Origin of the sequence: Streptomyces eurythermus, assembly GCF_014649115.1 — a bacterium.
GTDB classification, from domain to species: domain Bacteria; phylum Actinomycetota; class Actinomycetes; order Streptomycetales; family Streptomycetaceae; genus Streptomyces; species Streptomyces eurythermus.
On sequence record NZ_BMSK01000006.1, the window covers coordinates 135135 to 156545 of the forward strand.

The 21411-nt window shown below is 71.5% G+C and carries 27 protein-coding genes and 1 pseudogene; 26 read left to right on the forward strand and 2 right to left on the reverse strand.

From position 1 onward, the window contains the following. Nucleotides 1–4: 4 nt before the first annotated feature. The 19 genes from IE251_RS13240 (at nt 5) to IE251_RS13330 (ending at nt 16102) form a co-directional block, all read left to right on the forward strand. Complete coding sequence (locus tag IE251_RS13240; protein WP_189753097.1) at nt 5–616, forward strand: phage tail fiber protein; 612 nt, start codon at nt 5–7, stop codon at nt 614–616. 13 nt (nt 617–629) lie between these two features. After that, nucleotides 630–1919: a hypothetical protein gene (locus IE251_RS13245; RefSeq protein WP_189753098.1), complete on the forward strand. Its 1290-nt coding sequence runs from the start codon at nt 630–632 to the stop codon at nt 1917–1919. 19 nt (nt 1920–1938) lie between these two features. Then, on the forward strand, nt 1939–3261 hold the full coding sequence (locus IE251_RS13250; protein WP_189753099.1) for a hypothetical protein: 1323 nt from the start codon (nt 1939–1941) through the stop codon (nt 3259–3261). 4 nt (nt 3262–3265) lie between these two features. Beyond that, nucleotides 3266–3934, forward strand: a complete 669-nt coding sequence (locus tag IE251_RS13255; RefSeq protein WP_229896731.1) for a hypothetical protein — start codon at nt 3266–3268, stop codon at nt 3932–3934. Continuing rightward, the gene (locus IE251_RS13260; protein WP_189753101.1) at nt 3931–4248 is read left to right on the forward strand and encodes a hypothetical protein; all 318 of its coding nucleotides are present in this window, start codon (nt 3931–3933) and stop codon (nt 4246–4248) included. Before IE251_RS13255 ends, IE251_RS13260 begins: the two co-directional genes overlap by 4 nt. A gap of 9 nt (nt 4249–4257) precedes the next feature. Beyond that, entirely contained in the window at nt 4258–4608 is a 351-nt protein-coding gene (locus IE251_RS13265) for a hypothetical protein (protein WP_189753102.1), read from the forward strand. Then, nucleotides 4605–5039 (forward strand): minor capsid protein, encoded by a 435-nt coding sequence (locus IE251_RS13270; protein ID WP_189753103.1) that lies wholly within the window; start codon nt 4605–4607, stop codon nt 5037–5039. The genes IE251_RS13265 and IE251_RS13270 overlap by 4 nt, the downstream gene beginning before the upstream one ends. A gap of 10 nt (nt 5040–5049) precedes the next feature. Next, complete coding sequence (locus IE251_RS13275) at nt 5050–5523, forward strand: phage tail tube protein (protein WP_189753104.1); 474 nt, start codon at nt 5050–5052, stop codon at nt 5521–5523. Then, nucleotides 5523–6053, forward strand: coding sequence for a DUF7426 family protein (locus tag IE251_RS13280; RefSeq protein WP_189753105.1), 531 nt, complete (start codon nt 5523–5525; stop codon nt 6051–6053). The genes IE251_RS13275 and IE251_RS13280 overlap by 1 nt, the downstream gene beginning before the upstream one ends. Nucleotides 6054–6064: 11 nt before the next feature. Next, on the forward strand, nt 6065–6256 hold the full coding sequence (locus IE251_RS13285) for a hypothetical protein (protein WP_229896732.1): 192 nt from the start codon (nt 6065–6067) through the stop codon (nt 6254–6256). A 6-nt stretch (nt 6257–6262) separates the two neighbouring features. Continuing rightward, nucleotides 6263–9364: a phage tail tape measure protein gene (locus IE251_RS13290; RefSeq protein WP_189753106.1), complete on the forward strand. Its 3102-nt coding sequence runs from the start codon at nt 6263–6265 to the stop codon at nt 9362–9364. Then, complete coding sequence (locus IE251_RS13295) at nt 9364–12105, forward strand: hypothetical protein (RefSeq protein WP_189753107.1); 2742 nt, start codon at nt 9364–9366, stop codon at nt 12103–12105. The genes IE251_RS13290 and IE251_RS13295 overlap by 1 nt, the downstream gene beginning before the upstream one ends. Before the next feature lie 9 nt (nt 12106–12114). After that, nucleotides 12115–12624 (forward strand): hypothetical protein, encoded by a 510-nt coding sequence (locus IE251_RS13300; protein ID WP_189753108.1) that lies wholly within the window; start codon nt 12115–12117, stop codon nt 12622–12624. 125 nt (nt 12625–12749) lie between these two features. Next, nucleotides 12750–13853, forward strand: a complete 1104-nt coding sequence (locus IE251_RS13305) for a peptidoglycan-binding protein (protein WP_189753109.1) — start codon at nt 12750–12752, stop codon at nt 13851–13853. Then, on the forward strand, nt 13850–14203 hold the full coding sequence (locus IE251_RS13310; RefSeq protein WP_189753110.1) for a hypothetical protein: 354 nt from the start codon (nt 13850–13852) through the stop codon (nt 14201–14203). Before IE251_RS13305 ends, IE251_RS13310 begins: the two co-directional genes overlap by 4 nt. Before the next feature lie 13 nt (nt 14204–14216). Further along, complete coding sequence (locus tag IE251_RS13315; protein ID WP_189753111.1) at nt 14217–14579, forward strand: hypothetical protein; 363 nt, start codon at nt 14217–14219, stop codon at nt 14577–14579. A gap of 65 nt (nt 14580–14644) precedes the next feature. After that, complete coding sequence (locus IE251_RS13320) at nt 14645–15022, forward strand: hypothetical protein (RefSeq protein WP_229896733.1); 378 nt, start codon at nt 14645–14647, stop codon at nt 15020–15022. Next, a complete protein-coding gene (locus IE251_RS13325) occupies nt 15019–15378 on the forward strand; it encodes a hypothetical protein (protein WP_229896734.1) in 360 nt (119 codons plus the stop codon). Before IE251_RS13320 ends, IE251_RS13325 begins: the two co-directional genes overlap by 4 nt. A 61-nt stretch (nt 15379–15439) precedes the next feature. Next, nucleotides 15440–16102: an HAD family hydrolase gene (locus IE251_RS13330; protein WP_189753113.1), complete on the forward strand. Its 663-nt coding sequence runs from the start codon at nt 15440–15442 to the stop codon at nt 16100–16102. Here the strand turns inward: IE251_RS13330 and IE251_RS13335 are convergent. Beyond that, nucleotides 16083–17309 (reverse strand): helix-turn-helix transcriptional regulator, encoded by a 1227-nt coding sequence (locus IE251_RS13335; RefSeq protein WP_189753114.1) that lies wholly within the window; start codon nt 17307–17309, stop codon nt 16083–16085. The genes IE251_RS13330 and IE251_RS13335 overlap by 20 nt on opposite strands. 190 nt (nt 17310–17499) lie before the next feature. Between IE251_RS13335 and IE251_RS13340 the strand changes: the two genes are divergently transcribed. From IE251_RS13340 to IE251_RS13360, 5 genes are read left to right on the forward strand one after another with little or no spacing between them, the layout of a single operon-like run. Continuing rightward, complete coding sequence (locus tag IE251_RS13340) at nt 17500–17862, forward strand: hypothetical protein (protein ID WP_189753115.1); 363 nt, start codon at nt 17500–17502, stop codon at nt 17860–17862. Continuing rightward, the gene (locus IE251_RS13345; protein WP_189753116.1) at nt 17859–18263 is read left to right on the forward strand and encodes an ATP-binding protein; all 405 of its coding nucleotides are present in this window, start codon (nt 17859–17861) and stop codon (nt 18261–18263) included. The genes IE251_RS13340 and IE251_RS13345 overlap by 4 nt, the downstream gene beginning before the upstream one ends. Continuing rightward, on the forward strand, nt 18256–18600 hold the full coding sequence (locus tag IE251_RS13350) for a hypothetical protein (protein WP_229896735.1): 345 nt from the start codon (nt 18256–18258) through the stop codon (nt 18598–18600). Before IE251_RS13345 ends, IE251_RS13350 begins: the two co-directional genes overlap by 8 nt. After that, nucleotides 18597–19070: a hypothetical protein gene (locus IE251_RS13355; RefSeq protein ID WP_229896736.1), complete on the forward strand. Its 474-nt coding sequence runs from the start codon at nt 18597–18599 to the stop codon at nt 19068–19070. Before IE251_RS13350 ends, IE251_RS13355 begins: the two co-directional genes overlap by 4 nt. After that, a complete protein-coding gene (locus tag IE251_RS13360; protein ID WP_189753117.1) occupies nt 19067–19837 on the forward strand; it encodes a hypothetical protein in 771 nt (256 codons plus the stop codon). Before IE251_RS13355 ends, IE251_RS13360 begins: the two co-directional genes overlap by 4 nt. A 95-nt stretch (nt 19838–19932) precedes the next feature. Here the strand turns inward: IE251_RS13360 and IE251_RS13365 are convergent, their stop codons facing one another. Continuing rightward, nucleotides 19933–20166 carry a helix-turn-helix domain-containing protein gene (locus IE251_RS13365; RefSeq protein ID WP_189753118.1) on the reverse strand — a complete coding sequence of 78 codons (234 nt, stop codon included), beginning with the start codon at nt 20164–20166 and terminating at the stop codon, nt 19933–19935. Nucleotides 20167–20372: 206 nt separating this feature from the next. Here IE251_RS13365 and IE251_RS13370 point away from each other — a divergent pair, with 206 nt between their 5' ends. Beyond that, entirely contained in the window at nt 20373–20594 is a 222-nt protein-coding gene (locus IE251_RS13370; RefSeq protein WP_189753119.1) for a hypothetical protein, read from the forward strand. 28 nt (nt 20595–20622) lie between these two features. Next, nucleotides 20623–21219, forward strand: a pseudogene (locus IE251_RS13375) (AbfB domain-containing protein); the annotation flags it as partial. Nucleotides 21220–21411 lie beyond the last annotated feature (192 nt).

Here is a 21411-nt window from a genome sequence, read left to right on the forward strand (position 1 = left end):
GGCCATGCCTCTGACTGACCTCGGCCGTGCAGCGGCCCTGTCCGGCGGCCTCACGGGCGCCATCACCCACATCAGCCTCCACTCCGCCATCCCCAACACCTCGGGCAGCGCCGAGCTGTCGGGTGGCTCCTACGCCCGGCAGGCCGTCATCTGGGGCGCCCCGTCGGCGGGCGTGGTCAACTCGTCCGGGCAGATGACGCATGACGTGCCGGGCGGGGCGACGGTGGCCGCGTACGGCTACTGGACCGCCCCCACCGGCGGCTCCTTCCTGGGCTGGGCGCCCCTGAACGGTGTCCGGCACGCGGTCGCCACGGCGGACGTGACCGGCAACACCCTCACCAGCACGGGACACGGCCTCGCGAACGGGGCCCGGGTGCTGGTGTACGACCTGATGGATGAGGCGCTGCCGGGCGGCCTGACTGAGGGCACCGTCTACTACGTGGTCGGCGCCGCCACGAACACCTTCCAGCTGGCGGCGACGTCCGGCGGCGCGGCCATCGACCTCACCTCCGGCGGTCACCTGTGGTGGCAGACGGTCGTGCCGGAGACGTACGGCAGCGACGGCCAGCTCATCACCGCCGACGGCGGGCTGACGCTGGACATGACCGCACTGTGATGGGGGGTGGGCGGTGGCCAGGCTGACCTACGGGGGCGCGCCGGCGGACTGGACGGTCGGCGCGGCCACCGTCACCGACACGGGCGGGGTGGACCGGCCGGTCGCGGCGCTCGTGGGCGGGGCGACGCTGACGGTGTGGCAGGCGGCCAGTGGCGGCTCGCCGGTAACCGACCTGCAGGACACCAACGGGACCCCGCTCGGCGCGCTGGTGTCCACGAGCGCGGGTCTGGTGCCGGCGTTCCTGGGGCCGGACGGGTACAGCGGGGACCTGTGGGTGTCCCAGGGCGCTGGGCCCCGGTTCCGGCTGGCTCCGGCCGGGACGGCGGCCCGGGTCGCGGCCCTGGAGACGGGGACGCTGCAGAGGTCGGCGAACCTGTCCGATCTGGCCAGCCCGAGTACGGCGCGGGACAACCTCGGGCTGGGCGGCGCCGCCACCCTGAACGTGGGCACCACGACGGGCACCGTCGCCGCCGGTGACGACGCCCGCCTGAGCAACTCCCGCACCCCCACCGGCAGCGCGGGCGGCGACCTGTCCGGCACCTACCCGAATCCCGTCGTCGCCCGGATCAACGGCATCGCGGTCACCGGCACCCCCACCGTCGGCCAGGTCCCCACCGCCACGTCCGGCACCGCCGCGACGTGGCAGACCCCGCCCTCCGGCGGCACCCCGTCCGGCACGGTCACCGCCGCCAGCAGCTTCGGGCAGACGGCATCCGCGGGCAGCTCCTCCACCTACTCGCGCGGCGACCACACCCACGGCACACCCGCCTACCCGAGCGAGTGGCTGCCGTCCGATCACGGGCTCACCGCGTGGACCTTCGACCCGGCCTGCTCGAGCACGACCGGCACCACGCTGACCGCCGGGTACATCTACCTGGTGGGCCTGCAGCTGCGGCAGGCCGCCACCATCAGCACCGTGCACGCCCTCCTCGGCGCGGCCGGATCGGGGCTCACCTCCGGGCAGTGCCTCGCCGGGCTGTACGACTCCTCCGGCACCCGCCGCGCCGTCACGGCCGACATGTCGACAAGCTGGGCGAGCGCAGGGCACAAGGCCATGGCGCTGACCTCGTCTTACGCGGCGGCCGCGGGCCGGTACTACGTGGCGCTGCTGTTCGCCGGGACGACGTCGCCGACCTTCGCCTGTGGGTCGACTCTCGGCAACTTCACCCCGGGCAACGCCAACTTGAGCTCGGGCGGCTACCGGTTCTGTCGGTTCGGCCCGTCGCAGACGTCCCTCCCGGCGAGCGTGACCCTGGGGTCGTTCACTGCGGACGCCAACAACATCTGGGCCGCCGTCAGCTGATCCGGCAGGGGGTGACCAGGTGCCGATCCTCGTCGCCCTCCCGCCCGACGCCACAGGCCGCACGGAATTCGCGGCCACGACCAGCGGCACCAGCCGCCCGGTCCGGCACGGCACCGGTCGTCTGTGCGGCGCCCCGCGCACCGCAGGCGCGAGCACACGCACCACCGCGGGCACGAGCGCGCTCGAGGGAGCAGCAGCTGCGGCCTCAGCTGCCGCGTCCGGCCGGCACCGCGCCGGCGGGCGTACCCCCGCCGGCGCGGACAGCACCGCCACAGCCACGACTGCGACCGTCCACCAGGCCCTCACCCCGGCCGCCGCCGCCACTGCGGGTGCCGGGCGCACCGTCCGCTACGCCACAGGCCACCTCACCGGGGCCGCCCACACCACGGGCACCGGCACGGCCGTACGCGCCGGCGCGAGCACGGGAGCGGCCGCGGCCACCGCCGACGCCGCCGGGAGCGGCCAGCGGCATACCGCGGCTCGTACCGCCGCCGGCGGCTACGGCACCGTCCGGGCCGCCTCCGCAGCCACCCACCAGGCAACGAGCATCACCGCGGCCGCCACGGCGGGCAGCGGCAACACCATCCGGTACGGCAGCGGGCAACTCGTCGCCGGGCCGTCCTGCGTCGGCGTCGGCACGGCCGCCCGCGCCGGGACCGGGCGGGTGGTGCTGTGCGCCGCAGGCAGCGGCACGGCCACCAGCGCCGACCGCGCCAGCGGCCGCACCCTCGCCGCGGCCGCGAGCACGGGCGCGGGCACCCGCACCAATATGGGCACTGCCCGGACCGCCAGCGCGGCCGGGACTGCGGGCGTTGGGCGGACGATCCGGTACGGCACGGGCACCTGCCGAGGCACGGCCGGCACAGCAGGGACCGGAGCAGCCGCTCGTGCCGGGGCGGCACGGGGGCCCGCGGGACCGGCCACCTCCGGCACCGCCCGGACTGCCCGGACCGCTGCGGGTCTCGGTGTCCTCGGCGCCCGCAGTGCGAGCCGCGGCGGTCCGGCCCGGCGCGGCACGGGCGCGGCCGTGGGCGGCGCCCGCACCAGCTCGGCCGGGGCGCGGCCGACTCACCGCGGGGCCGTTCTCGGCGGCACCGTCTCCACCGGCGCCGGCAGACCCGTCCGGCGGGCCCAAGCCCGACTGCCTGCCGCGGTGGCGTGCCGGGCATTCGGCGCCCCGCCCGGCCACGGGCCCACGCCGGTGCTGACCCCGGCGACCCGGCCCGCCGCCGACCTCACCGCCACCACCTCACAGGCGGCCACGGCAGCAGAGACCCGGGCCACGTCCACCCTGAGCACCACGACCAAGGGGAGTGAGCTGCATGCCAGTTGGCGTAGGTGATCAGGTGACGGCCACCCTGACCGTCACCCCCCACGGGGCCGACACACTGGCCGCGCTGGCGGTCACCGCCCCGGACGGCTCCATCACCACCCCGGTGGCGACCAGCGGCGACGGCGGCGCCACCTGGACGGCCCCCGTCCTGTACACGCTGGCCGGGGTGTGGCGGCTGACGTGGACGGTGACCGGCACCGGCGCGAGCGTCGAGCACCAGCTGGTGTCCGTCGCCCCCACCCCGGGCGCGCCCGCGGGCCCGGGGGTGCGGGTGTACGCCACCACCACCCAGCTCGCCGACTACCTGCACGACGCCCCACCGCTCGACGCCGCGCGGCTCCTCGCGGACGCCTCCCGGATGCTCGACGCCAGGGTTTTGGCGTACTGCCGCTACGACGTCGACACCGCCGGCCTGCCGAGCGACCCCGACGTCGCGGCGGCGATCGCCCGCGCGGTGTGCGCACAGGTCGCGTGGTGGGGCGAGGTCGGTGACAGCATGGGCGCGGCCGGGGTGGGCTACGGCAACGTCAGCATCGGCAGCGTCAGCCTCGGCAGGCCGGTGACCGCCGTCACCGGGGAGGACTCCGCCGCCCGGCAGATCGCCCCCCAGGTGTGGGACGAACTGCGCGCCCCGGGCCTGTACGACAAGCTCGCGGTGGGTGCGGTGGGGGTGGGCTGGTGAGCCGCATCCCGGGGTGGCTGCTGCGCCACCGCATCCGCGTCGAGCCGTACCGCGGCACGTCCAGCAAAGGCCCCGTCTACGGCCCGCCGCAGGACGTGCGGTGCTTCCTGGACGAGCAGACACGCACCGTCCGCTCTCCGGGCGGCGACGAGGTCACCTCGTCCTCTACCGCCTACGCGGCGCCGGGTACGACCGTGCCGCCTCAGTCCCGCGTGACCCTGCCCTCCGGCCGCGTCACCCGGGTCATCACCCTCCTGAACCGCGACGGCGGCGGCCTGCCTACCCCGGACCACGTGGAGATCCAACTCGAATAGGAGGCCGTCGTGCCGCAGAGCTTCCGACTCCGCTTCAACGCCGGGCCCGCGGCACGGGTGCTCCGTGAGGGCGCCGCCCGCGGTTTGTTCCTCGCCGCCGAGCACGTCCTGGGCGAGGCGGACCAGGTGGTACCGCTGGACGAGGCGGCCCTTCAGCGGTCCGGGACGGCGAGCGTAGACCCCTCGTCGCTGACCGCCATGGTCAGCTACGACACTCCGTACGCGGTGCGCCAGCACGAGGAGCTGACGTGGCGGCATGCGCCGGGCAGGACCGCGAAGTACCTGGAGAACTCGCTGAACGCGGCCCGCCCTGAGGTTGCTGCGCTCATCGCCGCCCAGCTCAGGCGGGCGCTGCGGTGAGCGGCTACACCAGCAGCCTCCTCGACGGCGTTGCCGCGCTTCTTCAGGAGGCCGGCATCGGCATCTTCCGGCCGGACAGCGTGATCGGCGAGCAGGACACCGGCATCTTCCGCGCCGTCATGCCGGACCAGCCCGACCGGGCCATCGGCCTGACCGCCTACCCGGTCGAGGACAGCGACCTGGAGGACGCCATCACCGGCGTGCAGGTCCGCATGCGCGCCGGGCGGGATCCGGACGCGGTCGATGACCTTGCCGACGCCGTGTTCGACGCGCTGCACAACCGGCAGCACTACCAGGCCGGAGGCGTCCACGTCGCCCTGTCGTGGCGGCAGTCGCAGGCGTGGATCGGCCAGGACGCCCACGGCCGCATGGAGCTGACCAGCAACTACTACTTCCGGACCGTGCGGTCCGGGTCTCACCTGAACGACTAGGAGGACCGCAATGTCCACTCCCACCCCGGTGACCGCACTCGCCCGCCGCTGGCGGCTGGAGATCGACATGTCCGCGGCCAAGGACGGCAGCGACTGGCAGCTCGTGCCGGGCGTGACGTCCTTCGAGCCGTCGGCCGACCCGAACATCGAGGACTCCTCGGACTACGACAGCGACGGCTGGGCGGGCAACACGAAGACGGGGCAAGCCTGGGAACTCGGCGTCACGATCAACCGCCGCATCAACGACCAGGTCAAGGTCTACCACCCCACCCACGAGGCCCTGCGCGCCGCCGCGTTCGCGTTCGGCAGCGCCTCCCAGGTGCACCTGCGCTACTACGACCGCAACGGGCTCCCGGAGGCGTACGAGGGCACCGCCCTGGTCACCTGGAAGCCGTCCGGCGGCGAGTACACGGCCTTGGACCAGGTGGAGCTGACCCTCACCGGCGACGGCCCGCTCCTGCTCATCACGAACCCGGTGGGCTGATGAGCAACGTCAACGACTTCGAGGCGCTCGACAACTTCCTCGAGGACTTCCTTGAGCTGCCCGTGCGGGGCCGCGACGGGCAGACCCGCGTGTACCGGATCGAGGACCCGTCCGCCGAGGACGGCATCAAGATCGAGCGCATCACCTCGCTGGCGGCCCGGCTCGCGGCCGGCGGGAAGGCACCGGGCACGCCGGTCCTCGATGACCAGGAAGAGCTGAACCTCTACCGCATGTGCCTCGGCGAGGCGTACGAGCCGCTGATGCGCGAGGTGAAGTGGGGCCCGTTCAAGCACGTCGCCCTGACGGCGATGTTCTGGGTCACCACCGACCGCGAGACCGCGCTCCAGTTCTGGCGGACGGGGCAGCAGCCGGGAAAAGCACCGAACAGGGAGACCCGTCGGCAGGCGTCGCGCGGCTCCTCGGTGTCGGCCACGGCGAGTACGACCCCGTCACCGGCCTCTACGAGTGGTACGAGGGCGGCATCCCGGCGCCGAAGCAGAAGCCGAGCGGCGGCGCGGCGCCAGACCTGAGCTGGCACAACTTGCTGTCGCTGTGGCCGCTCATCGAGGCCGACCTCCACTCCGAGTACGGCATCGACGTGGAGTCCGGCATCCTCCGGCGCCGCTCCTGGCGCTGGCTCCAGGCCCGCATCTACGGCCTGCTCAGCGCTGACACCCGGCTGCAACGGCACTTCGCTCCGCCTCCCGAACAGCCCCGACCCCGCAGGAGGTGAGCGGCCGTGGCCCTGACCGTCGGCGAGCTGAACGGCATCATCACGATCGACGACCGCTCGGTGGACCCGGCTCTGCGCCGTACCGAGCAGGCTATGCGGCGCACCGCCGAACGGCTCGGGCAGACCGCCGAGGACGCCGGGCAGCAGGCCGGGCATGACCTCGGCGAGGGCTTCGTCAGGGGCGCCGATGGCCAGTGGCGCAACATGCGCGGCGAACTCGTCGACGCTGTCCGGGCCGCGGCCCTTGAGGCGGAGGCGGCGGCGCGGCGCGGCGGCCAACAGGCCGGTGAGACGCTCGGTGACGGGCTCGCCGATGGTGCGGCGGACGGCGCGGACGACGCCGTGGACCAGGCCGAGTCCGGGCTGTCGCGGCTGAAGACCGTGGCGCTCGGCGTCGGCGCAGCGGCCGGCGCCTTCCTCATCGACGCCTTCGGGCAGGCGATGGAGCAGGGGCAGATCACGGCCAAGCTCGGCGCCCAGCTCGGCGCGACGGGCGCCGAGGCTAAGCGGTATGGGCAGATCGCCGGGCAGCTGTTCAAGGACGCCATCGTCTCGGACTTTCAGGAGGGCGCGGACGCGATCCGCGCGATCGCCTCGACCGGTCTGCTGCCGCCCGACGCGACGAACGCGCAGATCAAGTCCCTGGCCACGAACGCCGCCGACCTCGCCACAGCGTTCGACGTCGATGTGACCATGGCGGCGCAGGCCGCGGGCAGCATGCTGAAGAACGGCATGGCCAAGGACGGCCGGCAGGCCTTCGACATGCTGACGGCCGGAATGACCGGGCTCGGCCCGGCCAGTGAGGACCTGGTCGAGACGTTCACCGAGTACGGGCCCATTTTCAAAGCTGCCGGGCTTTCCGGGCAGACCGCGCTCGGCCTGATCAAGCAGGCCATCCAGGGCGGCTGGACGAAGGACACCGACAAGATCGCGGACGCGTTCAAAGAGTTCGGGCTCCTGGCCACCTCGGGTAGCGACGCGGTGAAGGACGCCTTCAAGTCCCTCGGCTTGAACGCGAAGCAGACCGGCGACGACGTCGCGGCCGGCGGCAAGCGCGGCGAGGAGGCTCTGGGCAAGGTCCTCGACCGGCTGCGCGAACTCGGCCCGAACAGCCAGCAGGCCAAACAGATCGTGTCCACGCTGTTCGGCGGCCCGGGGGAGGACTTGGGTGCAGCTTTGTTCGCGCTGGACGTCACCAAGGCCTCCGCTGCGATGGATGGTGCGAAGGGCGCGGCAGACCGGCTGGGCGACGGCATGCGTGACAACGCCGCCTCGAAGGTCACCGCGTTCAAGAACACGCTGCAGCAGAACGTGGTCGACTTCCTGGGCACCAACGTGGTCCCGGCGATGCAGAGCATGTTCACGTTCATCAGCGACCACAAGACCGAATTCACCGCGGCCGGCATCGTGATCGGCGCCGCGTTCGCCGCGATCGGCGCTGCTGCCCTGCTGGCGGGCACGCAGATGGCGTACGCCTGGATCATCGGCCTGGGCCCGGTCGGCTGGGTGGCTATGGCCATCGCCGGCCTGGTGGTCCTGGTGATCGCCTACTGGGATCAGATCAAGGCTGGCACGCTCGCCGCGTGGGACTGGGTCGTGGCCAAGGTGTCGTCCGCGAAGGACGGCGTCCTAGCCGCGATCTCGTTCCTGGGCACGATCCCAGGGATGGTGTCCGGCTTCTTCGGGCAGGCCAAGGACTACGCGGTGGCCAAGCTGACATCGCTTCTCACCTGGCTGTCTGGGCTGCCCGGGCGGGCGAGTGCGGCGATCTCCGGCATGGGCTCCGCTGTGACCGGCCGGGCGAACGCGGCCTGGAACAGCTTCAAGGCGGCCTCGGTCGCGAAGGCGATCGGCTTCATCTCCTGGGTGTCCGGCCTGCCGGGTCGGATCTCGGCGGGCATCGGCTCGCTGTCCGGGCTGCTGGTGTCCAAGGGTGTCAACGTGGTGCAGGGCCTGTGGAACGGCATTCGCTCCATGGGCGGCTGGATCAAGTCGCAGCTGATCAGCTGGGCGAGGAGCATGATTCCGGGCCCGATCGCGAAGGCGCTGGGCATCGCGAGCCCCTCGAAGGTCACCAAGGCGCAGGGCCGTTGGATCGCCCGGGGTCTGATCGACGGTCTGACCGGGTCGTCGAAGCAGGTCCAGGCCGCTTCCGCCAAGCTGGCCGACATCGTCTCCGACAGCATGAAGCGGGGCTCGAAACGCTCCCGAGCCCTGGCGTTGATCAGCTTCGACAACAAGAAGCTGAGCGCACTGGCTTCGCAGCGGGACCGGATCAGCAACCGGCTGAAGGACGCCCAGAAGAGGCTGGACACGCTGATCAAGGACCGGGACAAGCTCGCGGCGAACGTCAAGAGCGGCGTCCTGGGCGAGGCCGACATCACCAAGCAGGACACCGGCGGCGGCCCTCAGTCGGCCCAGTCGATCCTGATCGGTCTGAAGGAGGACCAGGCCGCCGCCGCCGCGTTCGCGAAGAACCTGGCGAAGCTGCGGAAGAAGGGCGTCCGCAGTGACCTGATCGCGCAGATCGCGCAGGCCGGTGTCACGCAGGGTGGTTCGGCGGCGGCCGCTCTGGCGAACGCGGGCGCCGGGCAGATCAAGGAGATCAACGCCACCCAGGCGGCGCTCGTCAAGTCCGCCGAGCAGGCCGGTGCCAGTGCCGGCGACGCCATGTACGGGGCCGGCATTCACGCCGCGCAGGGCCTGGTGAAGGGCCTGCAGTCACAGCAGAAGGCCCTCGAGAAGATGATGCTGGTCATCGCCAAGTCGATGTCCAAGTCCATCCGCAGTGCGCTCGGGATCAAGAGCCCGTCGCGGGTGATGGCGCAGGTCGGCGCGTACACGGCGGAGGGCCTGCGGCAGGGCATCGAGGGCGGCCGCGCGGCCGTGAACCGCAGCATGGCCAGCCTGGTGGAGACGCCGGCGCCGGGCTCGTGGGACATGGCGGGCGGGCGCGCCCGCGCAGCCGCGTCTCAGCGGGTCGTGCTGGAGCTGCGTTCCTCCGGTCAGGCCGAGGACAACTACTTGATCGAGCGGGTGCGGCGCGGGATCCGGAAGAAGGGCGGCGGCGACGTCGACCTGGTGCTCGCTGGAAGGAGGAGTGGCTGATGGCATTCCCTGAGGACCCGCTGAACGTCCGGACGGAGTTCCAGATCGGCGGGGTGTGGACCGACGTCACGCCGTACGCGATGACCCGGGACATCATCACCCACACCCGCGGGCGTACGGGTGAGGGGCAGGAGGTCGACCCGGCCTCCTGCTCCCTCACCCTGCGTTCCCCGGACGGTCTGTTCTCGCCGCGGAACCCGAGGTCGCCGTACTACGGGAAGATCGGCCGCAACACGCCGATGCGGGTGTCCGTCCAGGCTGGCCAGCAGCGGCTGGTGTTGCCCGACGACGCGCCCACCGCCCGCGCCACCACACCCACCACGCCCGCCCTGAACCTGGCGGGGAACCTGGACGCGCGGATCGAGCTGGCCCTGCTCAACTGGCAGCCGGGCAGCGAGGTGGAGCTGTTCGGCAAGTACGCGCCGATCGGGAACCAGCGATCCTGGCAGCTGAGCGTGAGCAGCACAGGAGGCCTGGAGCTGCGGGCGAGCCTCGATGGCGGCGCGGCCAACGCCTACGCCTCGACGGTCCCGCTGTCACTGCCCCCGTCGGGGCGGCTCGCATTGCGCGTCACCCGGGACAACGCGACCGGCATCGTCACCTACTACACGGCGCCGTCCATCACCGGCCCCTGGAGCCAGCTGGGGGCACCGGTCACCACACCGGCCGGCAGTATTTTCGCGTCGACGGCTCCGCTCACCGTGGGGGACATCGAGGGCCTGGACCGGACGTTGCCCGTGGGGAGCGTCTACGCCGTGCAGGTCCGCAACGGCATCAACGGCCCCTTGGTCGCCTCGGTGGACTTCACCGCCCAGACCAGCGGTGCCACCTCCTTCGTGGACGCCACCGGCCTGACGTGGACGCTGTCCGGCGGCGCCGCCATCACCAACCGGCGCGTGCGGTTCGTCGGCGAGTATTCGGACTGGCCCGCCAAGTGGAGCAACGGCGGTCACCTCATCACGGTCTCCGGGGAGGGCGCGGGCATCCTGCGCCGCCTCAATCAGGGCAAGAAGCCCTTGTCCAGCACGCTGCGGCGCCGGATCCCGTCCGGACGTCCGCTGGCGTACTGGCCGATGGAGGACGGCGAGCTGTCCACCCAGGCCTCGTCCGCGACCGTCGGCGGACAGCCGCTGAAGGTCACCGGGTTCACGTTCGGCAGCGACGACCACCCCTCCGGGTCCGGCACGTTGCCCGTCCTCGGCCCCATCGCCACACTCGACGGCCGGGTGACCGGCGCCCAGTCCGGCGGCTGGCACGTCGAAATGGTGTACAAGCTGGACGCGCTGCCCGTCGTCGAGCAGACCCTCCTGAGCGTCACCCTCGCCCCGGGCGCCGGCGGTGTGACGCAGGCGGTGTGCCGCGTCTCCACCGCCGGGATCAAGGTGCAGGTCCTCGACAGCGACGGCACCTCGGTCGCGTTCTTCACCGTGACGACCCCGGCCGCCCTCGCCGCCTTCACCGGCCGCTGGAACAGGTTGCAGATCTTCTCGGCGACCACCGGATCGCAGACGTACGTCACCGTCGGCTGGCTGGACGTCGTCGCGAACACCTGGTGGTACGCCCGGACGGTGTACACCGGCAGCCCGGGGCGGGTCACCGGCGTCAAGGGGTCCTGGGGATCCAACTTCGAGGGCATGTCGATCGGCCACCTCGGCGTTTTCGACGTCGGCGGCACGCCACCCCCGGCGGCCGTGTCCGCAGGCGTCACTATCTACGCCAGCGCCGACGACGGGTTCGCCGGGGAGACTGCGGCAACCCGCCTCCTCCGCCTGGCCGTCGAGGAGAACCTCCCCGTCACGGTGACCGGCACCCACGGCGAGACCGCGCGGATGGGACCGCAGCGGCTGGCGACGCTGCTGGAGGTGATGGAGCAGTGCGCGGCCGCGGACGGCGGGATCCTGGTCGAGGACCGCGAGCGGCTCGGGCTGCGCTACCGGACCCGGACGAGCCTGTACAACCAACAGCCCGTGCTCACGATCCCGTACACGTCGCGGGCGCTCGGCGCGCTGGAGCCCGTCGAGGACGACACCGACGTACGCAACGACGTCACCGTCGAGCGGGACGGGGGCTCCTCGGCGCGGGCGGAACTCACCGAGGGCGCCCTGTCCACGCAGGACCCGCCCGCGGGCATCGGCCGCTACGACGACTCAATCACGCTGAACCTGTACTCGGACGAGCAGACCGAGCCGATGGCCTGGTGGCTGCTGCACCTGGGCACCTGGGACGAGGCCCGCTACCCGACGATCACGCTGCGCCTGCATCGGATGCCGTCGCTGATCCCCGCGATCCTCGACCTGTCCGAGGGCGACCTGATCCGCATCACCGACCTGCCCGCCTACCTGCCCCCCGGCCCGGTTGACCTCCTGGTCCAGGGCTACACGGAACGGATCGGCGTACGGACATGGGAGATCGACCTGGTGTGCGCACCGGCCGGCCCGTGGCAGGTGGGCGTGGTCGGTGACACCGCGTACGGGATCGTCGACACCGACGGCAGCGAACTGGCGGCCGCGGTGAACGAGTCGGCGACGTCGCTGTCGGTGGCGGTGACGGCCGGGCCCGTGTGGCGGTTCGAGACGCCGTTCCTGATCAGGGTGGGTGGTGAGGTGATGACCGTCACCGGCATCACCGGCAGCACCAGCCCGCAGACGTTCACGGTGGCCCGATCCGTCAACGGCGTCGTGAAGCCCCAGGCGGCCGGTACGGACCTGCGGCTCGCCTACCCGACCCGAGTCGCACTCTAGGAGGACCGAGTGGCGTACGAGCCGTGGCAGCCCGGCATGGTCATCACGGCCAACCGGCTGCTGTCCATCAGCCCGACGTGGCAGGACTGGACGCCCGTGTGGACGACCTCGACCGGCGCGAACCTGCCTGCGCTCAACAACGCGACGGTCACCGCCCGGTACGCGCAGTCCGCGCTCACCGTCTACTACCGGATGGAGATCGTCTTCGGCACGGCGACGTCCTTCGGCGGCGGCGGAGCATCGGACAACTGGCGCTTCTCCATGCCGGTCACCGCGGCCGCGACGAGCGGCATCGTCGGCCAGGGCGAAGCGCACGACGTCTCCGCGGCCGGTACGGGTGGCCGCCTCGGTATCCGGCCCCGCCTGACGACCACGACGACGATCGAGCTGGAGGTGTCCACGGGCCGCGTCGACGCGGTGGCCGTCACCTCAGGTGGCCTGATCGACGCCATCACCCCGTGGACGTGGGCCAGCGGGGACGCCATCCGCGTCTGGGGCAACTACGAGGCCGCCGCCTGACCCTCTGCCCACCCACGCTCCTGCCCCGCGCCGTCCGGTGCGGGGCCTTCTTCATGTCTGGAGGGCCTCATGGCCACAGAAGTCCATCCCGCCACCGCCTCCAACACCGGCCGGGAGAGCACCCGATGAAACTCGTCACCCGCGCGCAGTGGGGCGCGCAGCCGTCCCGGTACGACCTGGTCTACATCGCCAGCACCCAGGGCGTGAAGATCCACTACGAGGGCGACTACGTCCCCAAGTCGCTCGCGGACCCGGACGCGCACAGCGCCTGCGCCGGCCACATGCGCGACATCCAGGCCGCCCACCTGGCCAACACCACCGAGGACTACAGCGACATCGCCTACAACGCCGTTGTCTGCCCGCACGGCTACGTCTTCGAGGGCCGCGGCGTGCACCGCAAGACCGGCGCGAACGGCAACCAGACGCTCAACGCCAAGGACTACGCGGTGTGCGCGATGCTCGGCTCCTCCGGCCACGTCCAGCCCACCCCCGCACAGCTCGACGGCCTGGTCGACGCCATCGAGTGGATGCGCACGGACGGCGCCGCTGGCAGCGAGGTCCTCGGGCATCGCGACGGCTACGCCACCCAGTGCCCGGGCGAGCCGCTGTACGCCTGGGTGCAGGCGGGCGCGCACCGACCGGACGGCACCACCCCGTCCGGCGGTGGCACGTCCGGCGGGGCGGAGATCGCCCGCTACCAGGTCACGATCAACGGCCTGACGTACGGCTACGGGGCGACCGGGTCGCACGTCACCAAGGTCGGCGAGGCCCTCGTCGCGCGCGGCTTCGGCCGGCACTACTCCGTCGGCCCGGGCCCGACGTGGAGCGACGCCGACACCCTGAACTACTCGGACTTCCAGCAGTCGCTCGGGTACACGGGGACGGCGCCGCATCAGGACGCCGACGGTGTGCCCGGCGCGGTGACGCTGCAGCAGCTGCTCGGCTACCTGCCCGGCTCCTCGACCACGCCCACCACGACCGCAGCCCCGTATCCGGGCCGGGCGGCGTTCGTGCTCGGCGAGGCCAACCCGGCCGTCGTCCGCCTGGACCGGGCGCTGATCCGGAAGGGGTTTACCCGGCACCACGACGGCAACGGCTACCAGCCCGGACCGCGCTTCACGGAGCACACCCGCCGGAACGTCGCCGACTTCCAGCGCTCCCGCAAGGAGTTGGCGGGCGACGCCGACGGCTACCCGGGCCCGCTCACCTGGAAGCTGCTGCTGGCGTGATCCTGAACCTGACGCCGCACCCGATCCGCCTCTACAGCCCGGACCGGCCCGACGGCATCGACGACCTGGAGCCCGGCCTGCTCCGCGTCATCGACCCCGAGCCGACGCCGGCCCGCCTCGACACGCTGCCGCTCAGTACCGAGTACCGGGACGGCGTCCGGGTCGAACTCGTCTCCTACGGCTACGTCCAGGGCATCCCGCCGCAGCGCACGAGCGTGTCCTGCGTCGTGTCCTTGCCCGTCGCGCTCGCCTTGGCCCCGCGCCGCGACGACCTGCTCGTCCCCTACCGCGAGGTCCGCAACTCCGCGGGCACAGTTATCGGCTGCCGCCAGCTGGCGCAGCCCGTCTAGGAAGGACCCCCGAATGGTCTTCGGTAGAGAACCCGCCCTGGTGCTCGGACTCATCGCGGCCGGCGTCAAGCTCATCGGCTACGAACTCGACGTGTCCGACGGCGTACAGACCGCCATCAACGCCATCGCCGCCGGCGTCGTCGCCATCATCATCGCGATCGTCGCCCGCAACGGCGCCTGGGCCGCCGCCATCCTCCAGACAGCGCAGGCCGTGATGTCTCTCTTCGTGGGCCTGGGTCTCGACTGGTCCGCAGACCGGCAGGCGCTGTGGATGGCGACCATCGCCGCGCTCCTGGCCGTCGTCGAGCGGTTCATCGTGACACCGCCGCGCGCGACCACGCCGCTGGAGCAGTCCAGCCCCATCAAGGCGGCCTAGTGCCGTGCCGGGCGGTCCGGCAGGTCCGTAGACGGCTGGGCCGCCGCGGCCACTTCCTCCTGATCTTGGGCGTCGGGAAAACTGCCTGGGGCGCCGGGTTCCTCATCGACCCGCCCGCCCCCGAAGGCCTGCGCCTGCTGACGCACTGGGCCAGCCTCCACCACTGGGCATGGTTGTGGATCACCTGCGGCATCATCACCACCACGTCAGCGTTCCTGCGGGTCGGCCGTGACTGGGCGGGTTTCGTCGCAGCCCTCATTCCCCCCACCGTGTGGGCAATCGCCTACACGGCCGCCGTCGCCAGCGGCACTTACTCCCGCGGCATCTACGTCGCAATCTGGTACCTGACCTCGCACGTCGGGGTCATCGTGTGGGCGAGCACGGTGCCCGAGCACTCGGTCCCCCACGTGCCGCGCTCAGCCCGGAAAGGGCGGGAGCCGTGACCCTGTGGGCTGGACTGGTGGCCGCGTTCGGCACGGTCGGCATGGTGATCGCGGGCTGGTTCGCGGCGCGCGCCACGCGGTCGGCGGCGGCCGCGACGGCGGAGGCGACCGCTGCGGCGGCGCAGGCTCAGGCGGCCCCGGCGCAGAGGGCCGCGGACCTGGCCGTGTTGCAGGCGACGGTGGAGCGGGTGGACAAGGAGAACGGCGAGCTGAGGACGCGGCAGTCACGGCTGGAGTCGATCCTGCGCGCGTTCTCGTGGAGCGCGGATCGGTGGCGCCGGCAGATGGAGCAGGCAGGGATCGAGCCGGAGCCGCCGCACCCCTTGGTCGAGGAGTACAACCGGACTGGAGTCTGAGATGGCCCCCATCGCCTTCGGGCGGTGGGGGCCCTTTCGTCGTGCCCGGTACCCTGCCCGCATGATTCGCGCAGTGATCTTTGACGTCGGCGAGTGCCTCGTAGACGAGACGACCGAGTACGGCACCTGGGCCGACTGGCTCCAGGTCCCTCGCCATACCTTCGCCGCGATGTTCGGCGCCGTCATCGCCCAGGGCCGCGACTACCGCGAGGTGTTCCAGGAGTTCCGGCCCGGCTTCGACCTGTACGAGGAGCGGGAGAAGCGCGCCGCCGCGGGCAAGCCGGAGACCTTCGGCGAGGACGACCTCTACCCGGACGTCCGGGACGCGCTCGCCGCGCTCCGCGCCGATGGCCTGTGGCTGGGCATCGCCGGCAACCAGACCGTCCGCGCCGGCCACATCCTGCGCACCCTGTTCGCCAACGACGTCGACCTGATCGGCACCAGCGACGACTGGGGAGCGAGCAAGCCGGACCAGGCGTTTTTCGATCGCGTCGCCGAGGTCGTCCCGGCCGAGGTGGACGAGATGCTGTACGTAGGCGACCGTGTCGACAACGACATCCGCCCCGCCGCCGCGGCCGGCATGCACACCGCGCTCGTGCACCGCGGCCCGTGGGCAACGATCCAGTGGCGGACCGAGGAAGCGGAGAAGCTCCCGACGTTCCGGGTCGAGAGCCTCCTCGAACTGTCTGGACGGATTGCGCAGTTCAACGAGCAAGGGCGCTGACCGTCGTCGTCCAGCCGTACAGCCGGTCGTCCAGCTCCCGCACGCACCGCTCGTGCTGGTGCGGCGCCAGCGCGCGCCGCACCTCGCGCACCCGGTCCATGCCCATCGCGTACCAGGTGCGCTCCAGCTGGTCGAGTGCGCGCAGCGCGTACCCACACGCGGCCTCCGGGTCGCCCGCCGCGACCTCGACGGCGGCAAGGTCGCCGAGGATGACGGTGCGCTGCTTCTCCTCGGTCGGGGCGAGCGCATCGAGGACACCGAGGAGGGTGGTCCGGGCCTGCGGCAGGTGCCCGGCCTTCAACTGGGTGTTGCCCTTGAAGGCCGCCAGCCGGGCCGAGGAGAACCAGTCCAGCCACTCCGGGGACTCGTGTTCGCTGCCCGCGGCGAGGACATCCTCGGCGTGCCCGATCAGGTGCAACGCGGTACGGGTGTGCCCGCACCGGGTCTCGCACTCGGCCTCCACCGCGTCCAGCCAGGCGAGCAGCTCGGCCGAGGCCGGGCCGCGGCGTGCGTACGTTCGCGCGGCCACCATCCGCTCCACTGCGGCTTCCCTGCGACCGTCCCAGCCCGGGATAAACGCCATGTGCGCCAACACGGCCGCACCGAGGAGTGCGTCATCGGCCTCGCCAGCGGCCTGGAGAGCACGCAGCAGCGTCTGCTCGGCCCGTTCTGCCTCCCGCAGATCGAAGAACTCGATTCGGCCGGCCAGCAGGAGGTCTTCGGCGAGGGCCGCAGCGATCCGTCGCTTCGTCTCGCCCGCGGTCTCCGGCAGCAGTGCGCAGCCGAGTGTGGCGTGTGCAACAGCGGCCGGGTGCAAGGTGGCTGGCGCGACAGACCAGTACAGCCGTCGGTGCGAGCGGGTGACGGCCTCGTAATCCTCGGCGGCGGTGGCCGGCTGCATGGCGAGGGCCTGCGTGGGAACAGCGGCAAGACCAACGGCGGCCGCAGTCGTTGCGAGCCCCGTCCGCCTGGGGTGACCGGCTGGCGTGCCAGCGGGCGGAGTGAATCCGAGCGATTCGAGGTCCTGGCCGAGGAGACGTGTGAGAGCCTGGGCCGCCTCGGGCTGCGGCATGGGCGGGTGGTCGGATTCCCACCGGCGGACCTGCCGCACGCCGACGCCGAGCGCGTCCGCGAGGGCCTGCTGGGAGTGGTATCCAGCCGCGAGGCGGGCGGACTTCAAGCGGGTGTTACCTGCGGACCGTGCCACTGCTGCACCTCCATCGTCGTGCGCTGCGCCAAGTGTCGCGCCACGACCTCATGTTGGCCAGCAGTCACCCGTAGAGCCCAATGAAAGTCCTGTTTGCGGCGTGGAAGCGACCTCTCTGAGTCCTCGGATTTGTGAAATCGGGGGACCACCCTGGTGTGTGACAGACCACACCAGCCGCTGAGGAGCCCAGATGCCCGCAGCCCCAACTGTTGACGCCGCTGAGCGGGACGTTGTCCGCGTCCCCCGACAGCTCGGCCTCGCAGCCGTGACGATCTTGGGCACGCGTGCCGGCGCTGTCGTCGAGGACCCGGCGCAGACCGCGGTGTACTTCTTCCTCCCCCTCGGTGCGGCGGCCACGTGGGACGTAGAGAACACCTGCCCGCTGTCCGACGGCGAGACGGTACCGCTGCCCCCGGACCGCCGCACGGATGGGCCGGGGCCACACTGGCGGATCTGCCCCGGCGACGACGGCTGGCTGACTAGCCCGGCCGCACTCGCCGCGGCGCTTGCGGACGCATCATCGGCGCGCGTTGGCGAGGAGCTGGCCCGGTGACCTCTGCTCCTGGGCTGCCGCAGGTCCGCGTACTGCCCCGGCAGCTGTGTGCCGCGCCGGACGCGAGGCACTTCGTGGTCGACGTCCTCAAGGACTGGGGCCTGGTCAGCGTGCTGGACGACGCCGCGATGGTCGTGACCGAGCTGGTGACCAACGCGGTTCAGCACACGGAGACGCCGACCGTCCGGATCATCGTGCGCCGGATGCCGTCAAGCGCGGTCCGGGTCATCGTCATCGACAAGCACCCTGACCTCTGGCCCGCTCTCCAGCCCGCGAAGCCTCTCGCCAGCGGCGGGCGCGGCCTGGCCCTGGTGGATGCCGTGACGAGGGCATGGGGCTGCACTCGATTGCCCCGGGAGAAGTACGTCTGGGCCGACCTGGAGGTGCCCACGGATGCCTGAGATGCCGGTTCCGAGCGCGCGCCTGATGGAGATCCCCGCCGCGCTGGTGCCGCACATCGTGCTGCCCCGCCTGGAGCTGCTGTCCGAGGCCCGGACGCGAGGCGCCGAGTGCGTCTGGGGTGGCGAGCGGCTGACCATCGAGACAGCCATCGACCTCAGAGTGCACACCAACAACGGCTTCAACTGGTACCCCCGCGCCTGCCGACGCTGTACCAAGGCCGCCGTACGAACAGCCCGCGATACCCACCCAGACCAGTGCACCGAGTGCACGGGCCCCACCAAGCTGTGCGAGACGCGCCGCGCGCTGCACAACCTCCTGATGGAGCTGCGCCGATGACCGTACAGATCCCCGAGGAACTGGCGAGACTGCACCAGCTCGTCTCCTGGTACGACCTGCCTCGCTGGCTACCCGAGGCGGCCCGCGCCGGCAAGGCATGCGTCTGGTGCGCCGGTCGTGCGGACGCCACCGCAGTGGAGCTGGAACCGTCGGCCGCGCTTCCGCGCCGGGCCTGCACGCGCTGCTACGCGGCCCGGCTCGCCTGGTACATCACCTGGTACGACTGGCACGGTCACTTCTCCGCCTGCACCCCCTGCCGGCAGCACCAGACCTGCTACGTCGGCCACGGGCGGCGCCTCCAGCACGAACGGACAATGCCCCCGATCGACAAGAAGCCCGTCTGCCTCTCTTGCCCCGCCCCGCTGCTGGCGACGGAGCTGGTCGCGCCCGTGCGCTGGGAGGGGAGCGACGGCTTCAACTTGGGGTACGTGCACCTTCGGTGCCTGAGCAGAAGGGCGATCGTCACGTGACCGCCATCAGCCCCATCCGCCCCGTCCGCTACTGGAACGGCACCCCCGTCCCGTTTATCACCTCCTGGACCAAGGAGGTCGCCCCGCCCCAGCCGGTCACCGTCATCGAGGGCTGCGGCGGACGGGGTCTGGGTTTCCGAGACGAGGTCGCCCACATCGATCGGCACTACGGCGTGCCCTGGGTGCGCATGCCAGCCGTGCGGGGCGGCCGGCCAGACTTCAAGCTCGTCCACCCCCTGCGGGGGCGGCAAGCGATGAGCCGCCTGCTGTGCCAGGTCTGCGGCGGGCCCACGATCGGGACCCGGACGGACGAGCGCACCCTCTTCCTGGCCGGCTCGGCTGGCGGTCGGCCCATCGCGGAGGGGGAGCAGACGATGTCGCCGCCCGTGCACGCGGTCTGTGCCCGCCTCGCCGTCCGGGAGTGCCCGCCGCTACGCGACCGCGGCTGGGCGGCGGCGCTCGTCGGGTACACGCCGGTCTGGGGCGTGGCCGGCTCACTCTTCCACCCGCACACCCTGGAGGAACTGGCGGCTAAGAAGCTGTGCCGTGTCCCGTTCAGCGACACCAGGCGTATCCGTTGGGTCCTCGCCACCCACCTCATCATCACCTTGGAGCAAGTGACCCCCGTCACCGACCTTGACGCCCTGGTGGACGAGGAAGCCGAGGCCATCCGGACCTCTCACAGACCCGTGTCCGGCAGCGGCGCCGACCGCGCCGGGCACGGCCAGACCTCCAGCGCAGCACCTCGGGCGGGGGCCAGAGGGTAAGCGCTGGAGCCGGGCGGCCGTCTCCGTCCCCCGTCGGGGGCGGCCGCTCACGTGGCTTACGCGAAGAGCTTGGCTCGGCCGGCCCGGACGTCTCGTCAGCGAACGAGGTCGGCCAGCGGGACGCCGAGGGCGTCGGCGATGAGCAGCAGATGATCCAGTAACGCGGAGTGGGCGCCTTGCTCGATCCGGTTGATCGTCTTGCGGTCGAGGCCCGTCAACTCGCCCAACTTCTCTTGCGACAGCTTGCGAGAGCCACGAGCGGCACGGATGGCGTCCCCGATGACCCGGCGGCGGGTGAGTACCCAGTCGGGCAGGGGATCAGATGGCACGGATACACGCTGGTCAAGTTCTTGATCATTGTCTGTACCATGCTTGGTACATTCCGAGCACACGTTTCGGCCACTGCGCAACCCTGTGAGCCATAAAACATGCGTTCGAGTGACGTGATCCTTGACCTATTGAGAATAGGTATCCACATGTCAACTATTGAGCGTTACATCAACCGTGAATTCGCACGTCAAGCAGGTGGCTACGCATGACCGATGAGCAGTCCCGCTTCCTCTCGGGGCCCCTCACCGACCTTCAGTTCGCTCGTATCGACTACGCCCGCCGTGACCTCGAATACGCTCGTGCGGAAGATCTGGCGCAACTTCAGGCGGACGGGCTCATCCTGATCATCGAGCGACTCCGTACGCGCCTCAGCGATGTGCTGAGCCTCGTGGATGAGATCGTTAAGCCCGAATCGCCCCATGCGTAGGCGATTTGTCCTGCGGAGGTAAACAACTTTGTGGGGCGACACCTACACGCCCAACGGCGTCCTCTACGCCTGGCAGACGACCGACCTCGCCGCCGGCACCTGGACCCCGGTCGACCAGCGGCTCTACACCCACCCGGTCAACGCCAAGCACTGCACCATCGCCCCCATCACCTCCGCCGAGTACGGCAACCTCGTGGCCCGCTGGGGCACTCCCGCCTGGAATCGGCTCAAGTCCTACAACCAGCCCGCCCGTTACGTACGCCACGCCGACTACACCGCGCGGATCGACACCTACCCCTTCGACCCGTACACCGACTCCCAGTGGAAGCTCGTACCCGGCCTGGCCGACCCCTCCGGCGTGTCCTTCCAGTCCGTCAGCCACCCCACCCGTCACCTGCGGCACTACGACTACCAGCTGCGCCTGGACGTCAATGACGGCAGCTCCGCCTTCGCCCAGGACGCCACCTTCCACCGGGTTCCGGGCCTGGCCGACCCCTCCTGGGCGTCCTTCCGCTCGCACAACTACCCGACCCGGTACATCAGGCACTACGACTACGCCCTGCGGATCGACCCGGTCACGACCACCACGGACCGGGCCGACGCCACGTTCTCCGTCGGCTACTGACCGGACCCTCCCGCCCACCGGCATCGCTCCCCCCGGGGCTGACGGAGTCCGTTCCGCGAAGGGGGCGTACGCCGCGCCTTCCGCGTCCGCTCCGGTGCGCCCGTCCGCCACGTACCCGAAGGCGTGTTTCCCGCCGGACGGACACCCCTGTCGTGCCACTGTGGCGTCGCCGAAGGACACCGGTGGTGTGCC

Bases quoted from the DNA above. Each gene is read 5' to 3' on its own strand.
- IE251_RS13240 (WP_189753097.1), top strand. From the start codon at position 5: ATGCCTCTGACTGACCTCGGCCGTGCAGCGGCCCTGTCCGGCGGCCTC.
- IE251_RS13275 (WP_189753104.1), top strand. From the start codon at position 5,050: ATGTCCACTCCCACCCCGGTGACCGCACTCGCCCGCCGCTGGCGGCTG.
- IE251_RS13280 (WP_189753105.1), top strand. From the start codon at position 5,523: ATGAGCAACGTCAACGACTTCGAGGCGCTCGACAACTTCCTCGAGGAC.
- IE251_RS13295 (WP_189753107.1), top strand. From the start codon at position 9,364: ATGGCATTCCCTGAGGACCCGCTGAACGTCCGGACGGAGTTCCAGATC.
- IE251_RS13305 (WP_189753109.1), top strand. From the start codon at position 12,750: ATGAAACTCGTCACCCGCGCGCAGTGGGGCGCGCAGCCGTCCCGGTAC.
- IE251_RS13315 (WP_189753111.1), top strand. From the start codon at position 14,217: ATGGTCTTCGGTAGAGAACCCGCCCTGGTGCTCGGACTCATCGCGGCC.
- IE251_RS13330 (WP_189753113.1), top strand. From the start codon at position 15,440: ATGATTCGCGCAGTGATCTTTGACGTCGGCGAGTGCCTCGTAGACGAG.
- IE251_RS13340 (WP_189753115.1), top strand. From the start codon at position 17,500: ATGCCCGCAGCCCCAACTGTTGACGCCGCTGAGCGGGACGTTGTCCGC.
- IE251_RS13350 (WP_229896735.1), top strand. From the start codon at position 18,256: ATGCCTGAGATGCCGGTTCCGAGCGCGCGCCTGATGGAGATCCCCGCC.
- IE251_RS13355 (WP_229896736.1), top strand. From the start codon at position 18,597: ATGACCGTACAGATCCCCGAGGAACTGGCGAGACTGCACCAGCTCGTC.
- IE251_RS13370 (WP_189753119.1), top strand. From the start codon at position 20,373: ATGACCGATGAGCAGTCCCGCTTCCTCTCGGGGCCCCTCACCGACCTT.